This window comes from Gordonia sp. 852002-10350_SCH5691597 (assembly GCF_001665715.1).
GTDB classification, from domain to species: domain Bacteria; phylum Actinomycetota; class Actinomycetes; order Mycobacteriales; family Mycobacteriaceae; genus Gordonia; species Gordonia sputi.
In genome coordinates this window covers 1-9,459 of the sequence record NZ_LZMO01000243.1, presented here as the reverse complement: position 1 = coordinate 9,459, position 9,459 = coordinate 1, and the positions used below count along the sequence as shown (strand labels likewise).

Genomic DNA, 9,459 nt, shown 5'->3' with positions numbered 1-9,459 from the left:
CGGAGATGGGTCACGACACCCTGATTGCAGCGCCGACCTTCGTCTCGGTGCTCGGGATCATCGCGCAGCGTCGGCTCTTCGAAGACATCGTCACCGGCTACGACCTGTGGCAGATCATGCAGACCGACCAGCGGCTGATCTTCCACCAGCCGATCAAGGTGGGCGACCGACTGATCTGCGACGTCTCACTGGAGTCGTTCCGGCAGATGGGCGGGCCGGACGTGATGGTCACCAAGAACATCATCTGGAACCAGCACGACGAGCCGGTCATGACGACCTTCACCAGCCTTGTCGCACGGGCGGCCGTCGACGCCGATCCCGAGGTCCTCGACGAGCTCGAGCACGTCATGATGAAGGTCGACAAGGAGCCGACGCTGCCGCGCAGCGTGCACGGACCGTTCGATCGCTACCAAGATCCGGACCCGGTGGTTGCGCCGAAGCCGTACTCGGCAATCAACTTCGACGACCTCGAGGTCGGCCAGGAGCTGACCCCGATGACCAAGACCCTCACGCGCGGCAACCTGGTCAACTATGCGGGTGTCGCGGGAGATCCCAATCCTATCCACTTTTCTGACGAGCTGGCCAAGGTCATCGGACTCGAGACTGTCGTGGCGCACGGCATGCAGACGATGGGCCTCGGCGCGAGCTTCATCACCGAGTTCGTCGGTGATCCAGCCGCGATCTACGAGTACAACGTGCGCTTCACCAGCCCGGTGTACGTCTACCCCGACACCTACGCCAACGTCGACTTCACGGGCAAGATCAAGTCGCTCGACCCGGAGACCCGACGCGGCGTGATCAGCATCGTCGCCAAGCAGGGCGACCGGAAGATCTTCGGCCGCGCCCAGGCGCACGTGCAGTTCAACTGACGCCCGCGGCTCGGCTGGGTGGTCTCGACAAGCTCGACCAGCGGGTGAGGCGCTCGACCAGAGGGTTAGCCTCGAGTGGCGGTTAGGCGCTCGACCAGCGGGTGAGGCGCTCGGCAGGCGGGTTGGAGTGCTCAGGCGGCCCGACGCGTCGCTACGTGGACCGGCTGCCCGAGCGCGATGCGGAAGAGGGCGCGGACCGAAGCCAGGGCGCCGTCCGGTACGTCGGCCGACGGTGAGGCGCCGGGGTGCTGGCGAGCGATGCGGGCGCGCAGCACCTGGTGGCGGATCTCGAAGCGCACGGGCGCGGTCAGTGTGGCGGCCTCGCCGTCGATGCCGGCGTTGAGGTCGGTGTCCGAATCGATCTCGAACGTCGGCGCCACCCATTCGCTCCAGAGGTGTTGTAGCCGAGTCGAACCGGGACGTGATGCCGGATCGGCGATGACTGCGACGCCGAGCAGCCCGTCCTCGATGCTCGGGCGGGTACCCGATCCGATGATGTGTCCGAGGCGATACTGGTTGTTGGACACCATGATTGCCGCGACCGACTCGTGTTCTGTGCCGTTGGGGTCGTGCCAGGAGACCGACGGTTGGTCGGCGTTGGGTCCGAGGACCTGCGACGCGACGTCGAGCAGCGTTTTGGCTTTCGCGTTGCGGTAGCTCTCGCGTTGGACCGCTTCGCCGTAGACGCCGAGCGAGACGTTGTTGACGAAGACCTGTCCGTTGACGACGCCGAGGTCGACGCGACGTTCTCCACCTTCGACGAGCGAATCGAGGGCTCCGACGGCGTCGTCGCGGTCGACGCCGAGGTCGAGTGCGAAGTGATTGCGGGTGCCCGAGGGAATACACGCGTAAGGCAGATCGTGCGACGCCGCGACGTCGGCCACGACCGCCTGCGAACCGTCGCCGCCAGCCATCGCGAGTGCGTCGGCACCGTCGGCGACGGCGCCCTCGGCGAGGGCTCGCAGATCGTCTCCCTTGACCAGTTCGATGGTCCGGTAACCCCGACGTTCCGCTTCATCGGCGAGGTGGAGCCGGTCGGCTTTGCCGTCGCCGGACCGTCGGTTGTAGATGAGCACGGGAGCGCTCGGGGGTGCGACGATGGGCAACGGCACCGAGACCCGGAACGCTCGCGACGCCGCTGCGACGGCGATCGCAAACAGCGCGATCACGACGAGTGTGCCGATCAGCAGCCACCAGCTGCGCAGCACGACGATGACGATGGCGACGACAACCAGGATCACCGCGATGATCAGTTCGGCTAGGCGTCGGTTCCCGATGTTGAACAAGCCGTCGACGGCGAGTCCCGCGGCGACAAGGAGTAGGACGAGTGCGATGAGTCCGACGGGGAATTGGTTACCCGCGGAGACGATGGCGATCACCACGCCGAGAGCACCCGAGGCGAGCGAGAGGATGGCAAAACCGCGTCGTTGTCCCGCAGATTGTGTCATCCGCCCACGATACGCAGCCGACCAGGCCTGAGGCGGGACAACGGGCCGGGACGCACGGAACTGTCGCGGGTTCGACTCCTGACGGTGAACGCAGCGCAGGCGATCACCGCGATGCCGCCGGCGACGACACCGAGCGACACCGACTCACGCAGCAGCAGCGCCGCCCACGCCACCGAGAGGACGGGCTGGACGAGTTGAGTCTGACTGACGACGGTCATCGGCCCGATCGCGAGTCCGCGGTACCAGGCGAAGAATCCGAGGAACATGCTGACGGCACAGAGATATCCGAATGACGTCCACTGTGCCGCGCTGATGTCTGTCGGCGGTCGCAGGTGGATCGACCGGGCAGACGCCATCGCCATGACCGGCAGCGCGAGCACCAGGGCCCAGCAGATGGTCTGCCACGCGCCGAGTTCGCGCGCGAGAATGCCGCCCTGGGCATACCCGATCGCGCCCAGCACGACGGCGCAGAGCAGGTAGACGTCGTCGATGCTGCTCGACGATGCTCCGCCATGCGCGAGGAGCGCGAACGTGACCGTCGCGGTGGCACCCGCGGACGCACCGATCCAGAACCGCGCGCCGGGACGTTCGCGGGTGAGTGTGACCGCGACGACGGCTGTCATCGCGGGAAGCAGTCCGACGATCACCGCGGCGTGACCGGAATCGGAATGTCGCAGGGCAAGTGAGGTGAACAGCGGGAATCCGACGACGACGCCCGCGGCGACCGGGATCAGACGAAGCCACTGACGGGCGGTGGGGAAGCGGGTGCGCGCGACACCGAGCACGACGACGGCCAGCGCAGCCGCGACGACGGCCCTACCGCATCCGACGAGCAGCGGGTCGAGTCCTGGCGTGCCTGCCGAACCGACGGCGATGCGGGTCAGCGGCACCGAGAAGGAGAACGCGGCCACCCCGACGAAGCCCCAGGCCAGGCCGCTGGTTGATGTCTGGAGCGATAGCGGCGTCGAACTTGACGCGATAGCGCTACTATTGTCTCTCATGTTCGACGATAGCAGTTCGCGCATCGCGCAACACCTCAGAGTGCTGGCCGAGCGTGAGCAGCCGGGCTCGAGGCTGCCGTCGACGCGGGCGCTGGCCAAGCAGTTCGGGGCCGGTCCGGTGACCGTGCAGCGAGCACTTGCCACGCTGGTCTCCGACGGCATCGTCGAAACACGTTCGGGTGAGGGAACATTCGTTGCTGCTCGACGCCTCGCCACAAGACGCGACATCGGGTGGCAGACCGCAGCGCTCGGACCGGAGCGTTCCGGAATCCCCGCGACCGGGTCGACGCTGCGGATGGTCCCGCACGACACCATCGCCATGCACGGCGGATACCCCGACCAGGAGCTGCTACCGCAGGAGCCTGTCGCGGCCGCGGTGCGTCGTGTGTCGAGGCAGGCCGCGGCGTTCACGCGACCGCCGGTCGCGGGCGTTCCGGAACTGCGTCGCTGGTTTGTGAGCGAGCTCGCAGAGGGTGGCGATCGCGGTTGGCGCGACTCCGACGTCGTGATCACCTCGGGCGGACAGGCCGCGCTCGCCGCGACGATGCGGGCGATCGCCGCTCCGGGTGAGGCGATCGTGATGGAGTCGCCGACCTACTGGGGTGCGATCGCCGCGGCACGCCAGGCAGGGCTGGTGATCGTGCCCGTCGCCCGCACCGGGGGCGCACCGAGCGCCGTCGACCTCGACACCGCGTTCGCGACATCAGGTGCGCGCGTCTTCTACGCCCAGCCCAATTACGCCAATCCGACCGGCGAGCAGTGGTCGGCGCAGCAGCGGGCCGAGGTGCTCGACGTCGTCGCGGCGCATCGGGCATTCGTCGTCGAGGACGACTGGGCGCACGACTTCGGCGTCGACACCGTGCCGCGAACACTCGTCTCCGCGGACGAGAACGGTCACGTCGTCTACCTCAGGTCGTTGACGAAGAGCATGTCGTCGTCGATCAGGGTCGCCGCGGTGATGGCGCGCGGACCGGTGCGTCAGCGCATCGAGAGTGCGCTGGCGCTCTCCGATCTGTACGTGTCGCCGATCCTGCAGCTCGCCGCGCTCGACGTCGTGACCAGGCCCGCATGGCGCACATCGTTGCAGCGGCTGCGACGCGGGCTCGGCGCGCGGCGTGACGCCCTGCTCGACGCGCTGCGCGCCGAACCGTCGCTGACGGCCACGCCACCGCCGGGCGGGCTGCACCTGTGGGTCCGACTGCCCGACAGTATTCGGGTGCCAGACAGGGGCGTCGGGGATGTGCCCACCGACCCGGACGTGGTCGCGGCTCGGGCGCTGGCACGCGGGCTGTCGGTGGTGGCCGGCCGCGAGTGGTTCCCGGCCGAGCCGACCGGTCCGTATGTGCGACTCAGCTACGCCGCCGCGGGACCCGACCGCTACGCCGAGGCCGTCGAGATCCTCGCGGGGTCGTGTTAGTCGGTGCGTCGTGTTAGTCGGTGTTTGGCGGGCGAGTGAGCTTGCGGTTGCCCAGAGGTGCGGAATCCGCGCGCCTGGGCAACCGGAAGTCGGGGTGCTGCAGCTAAGCGTGCGCCCACTAAGCGGCTGATGCGTCGAGGGCGTCGAGAATCTGGCGGGCCGTGGCGTCGGGGCGTCGAGTGATGTCGTCCCAGGTGAAGTTCAACATCCGCCAGCCGTCGGTGAGGAGTGCGTTGCGTTTGGTCCGGTCACGTTGGAAGGTCTTGGCGTCGCGGTGGAACGCGAAGCCGTCGATCTCGACGATGAGTCGCGCGTCGCGGAACACGAAGTCGAGCAAGTACCCGAGGACCTCGGTGTTGGCCGTCCACCCGGTGATGCCGTGGGCGTCGAACAGTGCGGTGGCCGCGCGTTCGGCCTCGGATCGCGCACCGGAGCGCAGTGCGTCGAAGAGTCGTCGTGCCTCGGGTGCGCCGCGACGCCGCGGGTAGCGGCGCAGGGCGTCGTCGAGTTCGGTGATGGTGACGCAGTGTTTGAGGAGGGCGTTGTCGACGGTCGAGGTGTCGCCGTCGGCGGCGACGTCGAGCAGGGTGGTTGCCACCGATGCCACGCGCAGCCCGTCGACCACGACGATGTCGGGTTCGTGCAGGCGGCGATGCGTGACTTTTACGCCCGACGACGCACCGGAGTGGCGGCCCTTGACCTGGGTGGCGACGGTGATCTTCGACGGAAACGTGCCGGTCAGGCCGTGCCACCATGCGGCCGACGACCCGACGAGCACAGCGGACTTGCCGACCGATGCGACCGCGACCCGGACTCGGACGCGTGCTGTGCGTGGATGGTCGACGGCCCGAAACGTCGCCTCCGCCTCGCGCACCCACGTGCCCGCGGAGAGTCGACGCCGCACCGAATGCCTGTTGACGCCCAGCGCTCGCGCCTGTGCGAGAGTGATGACGCCGTCGTGCGTGGACAGGTGCTGCGCGAGCGTGGTCATGCGGTTTCGGACGCAGCGGGATGCCCTGAGGTTCCATGTCCGGAGGTTCCGCGCCGGGAGCCGCAAACTTGCGGTTGCCCAGAGGCGCGGAATCCGAGCGTCTGGGCAACCGGAGAATCACGCGGATCCGTGCTGGTCGGGATGGGTCGGTGCAGGAAGTGTTTTGGGTTAACCGGGGCGGGTGTTCTACACTGAAGTGTCAGGTTTACCCTTGACTTGCGCGCCGCCCATAGGGTGGCGCGTTGGTTTTGTCGGCGACGGCCCATCGGTTTCGGATCGGTAGGCTGGTTCCGGCAGGTCGACCATGACCGGTGGTTGCAGAACTCGCGAGAGTGAGCGCAGCCGCAAAGGGGCGTAGCTCAACTGGCAGAGCAGCGGTCTCCAAAACCGCAGGTTGCAGGTTCAAGTCCTGTCGCCCCTGCCCTGGAGAGGGCATACGTTGACGAGAGGACCTCGAAGGTGAGCAAGCGAGATCGAGCAGCCCGCGCCAAAAACGACGGGCAGTCCACCGCCGCCGATTCGGCAGCGGAGGAGCTCGAGACCCGCGACGACGCCGTCGAGGACGCAGATGGCGGAGCCTCGGATGCGTCGTCGGGCGATCTTCGCCCGACGGGTAAGCGTTCGGGGCGTCGTCGCTCGTCGGCGGCTGCCGTCGACACGACAGACGGCGATGCGGATTCCGACGGTGGATCCGCAGTCGCCGTCAAGGAACGCAAGGTAAAGAAGGCGTCCGAGCAGAGCAGCAATCCGTTTGTGCGGATCTGGGTGTTCATGCAGCAGGTCGTCTCGGAGATGAAGAAGGTCATCTGGCCGACGCGGCGCGAGACGATCACGTACACGATCATCGTGCTCGTGTTCGTGGTGGTGATGACCGCGTTCATCTTCGGGATCGACATCGGCTTCGCCAAGCTAGTTCTCTGGATCCTCGGCTGATTCGGGCTCACTCAGGTGAGCCCGCTCCCGACCGGGTCATCCGACGGACGACCAACTTCATGAAAGAGGAGCGTGGGCTGCAGTGAGCACCCCGGATAACGAGTTCGACCCGACCGACACGGTCGAGACCGACGTCACCGACGCCGGGAGCGAAGCGACCGTGGACGAGACCGACGATCCGGGCACCGAGGCGCAGGTCGAGGCCGCACAGGACGACGCCGCAGCCGTCGACGGCGGCGAAGAGGCCGTTGAGCAGGCAGAAGCTGCCGAGGACGCCGCAGCTGATGCCGACGCCGCAGAGGCCGAAGCAGAGGAAGAGGTCGACCCTGCCGAGGAACTGCGCAAGCAACTGCGTCGCGCACCCGGCGAGTGGTACGTCATCCACAGCTATGCCGGTTACGAGAACAAGGTCAAGACCAACCTCGAGACCCGCGTGCAGAACCTCGACGTCGGCGACTACATCTTCCAGGTCGAGGTCCCGACCGAAGAGGTCACCGAGATCAAGAACGGCCAGCAGAAGAAGGTCAACCGCAAGGTGCTGCCCGGCTACATCCTGGTGCGCATGGACCTCAACGACGAGTCGTGGGGCGCGGTGCGCAACACCCCGGGTGTCACGGGCTTCGTCGGAATGACCAGCAAGCCGTCGCCGTTGAGTCTCAATGAAGTGCTGCAGTTCCTGCTGCCGCGCACCCCCGCGAAGAAGGCCACGGCCAAGGGCGCCGAGAGTGTCGAGCAGGCCGCAGCGGCTGCGACGTCGGTCGTCGAGGTCGATTTCGAGGTCGGCGAGTCGGTCACCGTCATGGACGGCCCGTTCGCCACGCTGCCCGCGTCGATCAGCGAGGTGAACGCCGAGCAGCGCAAGGTCAAGGTGCTCGTGTCGATCTTCGGTCGTGAGACGCCGGTGGAACTCGGCTTCAACCAGGTCGAGAAGATCTAGTCGCGCGCCCTTCGAGAAGCTCGCTCCTCAGGGAGCGGGTGACACACCGAATATGAACTTCCACGCCTCCAGCGGACGTGGATCTGCAAGAAACAAACAAGGAACAAGGATGCCTCCCAAGAAGAAGAAGCTCGCCGGGATCATCAAGCTCCAGATCCAGGCAGGCCAGGCAAACCCGGCCCCGCCAGTGGGTCCGGCGCTCGGTCAGCACGGCGTGAACATCATGGAATTCTGCAAGGCGTACAACGCCGCGACCGAGTCGCAGCGTGGCAACGTCGTGCCGGTTGAGATCTTCGTGTACGAAGATCGCTCGTTCGACTTCAAGCTCAAGACCCCGCCCGCAGCGAAGCTGCTGCTCAAGGCCGCCGGTCTGCAGAAGGGTTCGGGTGAGCCGCACACCAAGAAGGTCGGCAAGGTCTCGATGGACCAGGTCCGCGAGATTGCCAAGACCAAGGCCGAAGACCTCAACGCCACCGACATCGACCAGGCCGCGAAGATCATCGCCGGTACTGCGCGGTCGATGGGTATCACAGTCGAGTGAGCTTGCGAACTCGCGCAGGTTTGACCGTCGAGGGCTGATCAGCCCGCTGAGTGGGAGGGCCGGCTCGGCCCACACACCACCAACCCGAATCATCAATACGGAGAAAGAACAGAGCAATGAGCAAGAGCAGCAAGGCCTACAAGGCCGCGGCCGAGAAGGTCGACAAGGACAAGCTCTACAGCCCGCTGGAGGCTGCTGAGCTGGCGAAGGAAACGTCGTCGAAGAACACCGATTCGACCGTCGAGGTCGCAATCCGGCTGGGCGTCGACCCGCGTAAGGCAGACCAGATGGTTCGAGGCACCGTCAACCTGCCTCATGGCACGGGTAAGACTGCCCGCGTGATCGTGTTCGCCGCAGGCGACAAGGCCGCTGAGGCCGTAGCAGCGGGTGCCGACGAGGTCGGCGCCGAAGACCTGATCGAGAAGATCCAGGGCGGCTGGCTCGACTTCGACGCCGCGATCGCCACCCCTGATCAGATGGCCAAGGTCGGCCGTATCGCGCGTGTCCTCGGACCGCGCGGCCTGATGCCGAACCCGAAGACCGGCACGGTCACCACCGACGTGACCAAGGCGATCAACGACATCAAGGGCGGCAAGATCAACTTCCGCGTCGACAAGGCAGCCAACCTGCACTTCGTCATCGGCAAGGCGTCGTTCGAGCCGACCGCGCTCGCCGAGAACTACGGCGCAGCTTACGACGAGATCATGCGTGCGAAGCCGTCGGCCGCGAAGGGCCGCTACATCAAGAAGGTGACCGTCTCGACGACGACGGGCCCGGGCATCCCGGTCGACCCGGCCGTGACGCGCAACTTCACCGAGGCTCCTCAGGACTGAGAGCGTCATCTGTTGTAGCGCAACAGCTTCGAAGCCCCCGAGTACCACTGGTGCTCGGGGGCTTCTGCGTCTGAGGCTGCGGATTGGTGACTATCCACCGCAGCGCTGCGCGAAGGCGATGATCTCGTCGGCCACCTCGTCGCGGATCTCGGGTTCGTTGTGCACCTCGTGCCGGTAGCCGGTGTAGATGCGGGTGCGCACGTCGGAGTGGCCGCTCGAGGCGAGCTTATTGCCGACGTGGTAGGCGCCCTCGCCGAAGTTGGCGACGGGGTCGGCGTCGCCCGCGAGGATGAGGACGGGGAGGTCGGAGCGGACTGTCGGATACCAGGTGTCGGCGTTGACGGCGTCGTAGAGGTCGACGAAGCCGCGGATGAATCGCACGGACATGGGTGCGCCGAAATTGTTGAAGGGGTCGCGGGCGTGGTCGCGGACGACCCCGGGATCGCGCGCCACCCATGCCGTGGGGAAGGCGTCGGGGCCGTAGCGCGC

10 protein-coding genes and 1 tRNA gene are annotated in these 9,459 nt (G+C 66.7%); 7 read left to right on the top strand and 4 right to left on the bottom strand.

All coding sequences use genetic code 11. The features are described from left to right. Positions 1-869, top strand: an 869-nt coding sequence (locus tag A5777_RS18080) for a fused (3R)-hydroxyacyl-ACP dehydratase subunits HadA/HadB (RefSeq protein WP_064863706.1), incomplete at its 5' end; no start/stop codon positions are given. 131 nt (positions 870-1,000) lie between these two features. On the opposite strand, the gene A5777_RS18075 is transcribed toward A5777_RS18080, so the two are convergent. After that, a complete protein-coding gene (locus tag A5777_RS18075; RefSeq protein WP_064863704.1) occupies positions 1,001-2,317 on the bottom strand; it encodes a diacylglycerol/lipid kinase family protein in 1,317 nt (438 codons plus the stop codon). Continuing rightward, the gene (locus A5777_RS18070; RefSeq protein WP_082933741.1) at positions 2,314-3,318 is read right to left on the bottom strand and encodes a DMT family transporter; all 1,005 of its coding nucleotides are present in this window, start codon (positions 3,316-3,318) and stop codon (positions 2,314-2,316) included. Before A5777_RS18070 ends, A5777_RS18075 begins: the two co-directional genes overlap by 4 nt. On the opposite strand from A5777_RS18070, the gene A5777_RS18065 reads away from it, so the two are divergent. Then, positions 3,317-4,735: an aminotransferase-like domain-containing protein gene (locus tag A5777_RS18065; RefSeq protein WP_064863705.1), complete on the top strand. Its 1,419-nt coding sequence runs from the start codon at positions 3,317-3,319 to the stop codon at positions 4,733-4,735. The two genes, A5777_RS18070 and A5777_RS18065, sit on opposite strands and share 2 nt — an antisense overlap. A gap of 118 nt (positions 4,736-4,853) precedes the next feature. On the opposite strand, the gene A5777_RS18060 is transcribed toward A5777_RS18065, so the two are convergent. Next, on the bottom strand, positions 4,854-5,726 hold the full coding sequence (locus A5777_RS18060; RefSeq protein WP_064863702.1) for a type IV toxin-antitoxin system AbiEi family antitoxin domain-containing protein: 873 nt from the start codon (positions 5,724-5,726) through the stop codon (positions 4,854-4,856). Between the two features lie 348 nt (positions 5,727-6,074). Between A5777_RS18060 and A5777_RS18055 the strand changes: the two genes are divergently transcribed. From A5777_RS18055 to rplA, 5 genes are all read left to right on the top strand, one after another. Then, positions 6,075-6,147, top strand: a tRNA-Trp gene (locus A5777_RS18055). Between the two features lie 38 nt (positions 6,148-6,185). Beyond that, entirely contained in the window at positions 6,186-6,659 is a 474-nt protein-coding gene (gene secE, locus A5777_RS18050) for a preprotein translocase subunit SecE (RefSeq protein WP_064863701.1), read from the top strand. Between the two features lie 82 nt (positions 6,660-6,741). Continuing rightward, positions 6,742-7,596, top strand: a complete 855-nt coding sequence (nusG, locus tag A5777_RS18045; protein WP_064863700.1) for a transcription termination/antitermination protein NusG — start codon at positions 6,742-6,744, stop codon at positions 7,594-7,596. Between the two features lie 109 nt (positions 7,597-7,705). After that, complete coding sequence (gene rplK, locus A5777_RS18040; protein WP_005209147.1) at positions 7,706-8,137, top strand: 50S ribosomal protein L11; 432 nt, start codon at positions 7,706-7,708, stop codon at positions 8,135-8,137. 116 nt (positions 8,138-8,253) lie between these two features. Further along, the gene (gene rplA / locus A5777_RS18035) at positions 8,254-8,970 is read left to right on the top strand and encodes a 50S ribosomal protein L1 (protein WP_064863699.1); all 717 of its coding nucleotides are present in this window, start codon (positions 8,254-8,256) and stop codon (positions 8,968-8,970) included. 90 nt (positions 8,971-9,060) lie between these two features. Here rplA and A5777_RS18030 read toward each other — a convergent pair. Continuing rightward, a partial coding sequence (locus A5777_RS18030; protein ID WP_197502414.1) for a serine aminopeptidase domain-containing protein occupies positions 9,061-9,459 on the bottom strand: 399 nt, incomplete at its 5' end.